Raw genomic sequence first — 431 nt, 5'->3', positions numbered from 1 at the left:
CCACTTACACTATTTGTCACTGGTTGACCACTGTTATCTTGACTATCGATAACGATATTGTCGATTGGTGTGTTCACTTCTTTTATTTGATCATCAATCGCTTTCACCGTTGGTGCTGTCGTATCCACTACTGTAATTGTGAATTTCGTCTCTGTTGTGTTGCCTTCGGCGTCTGTTGTCGTTACAGTCACTGGGTATGTGCCTACCGTCGTTGGACTACCACTAATTGTGTTAGTCGCTTCATCAAACGTTACGCCATTCGGTAAGCCGCTCACACTGTTTGTTACTGGTTGACCACTATTGTCACTTCCATCAATAACAATGTTATCGATTGGTGTATTAACTTCTTTCGTTTGATCGTTAATCGCTTTCACCGTTGGTGCTGTTGTGTCTACCACTGTAATTGTGAATTGTGTTGTTGTTGTATTTCC

1 protein-coding gene is annotated in these 431 nt (G+C 41.8%); it reads right to left on the bottom strand.

What is annotated here, in order from left to right; genetic code table 11:
• Positions 1 to 431, bottom strand: a 431-nt coding sequence (locus CD113_RS09115) for an Ig domain-containing protein (RefSeq protein WP_206167419.1), incomplete at both ends; no start/stop codon positions are given.

Origin of the sequence: Staphylococcus simiae, assembly GCF_002902085.1 — a bacterium.
GTDB lineage: Bacteria > Bacillota > Bacilli > Staphylococcales > Staphylococcaceae > Staphylococcus > Staphylococcus simiae.
The sequence above is the reverse complement of the archived record's forward strand: the minus strand, read 5'-3'. Positions and strand labels throughout refer to the sequence as shown.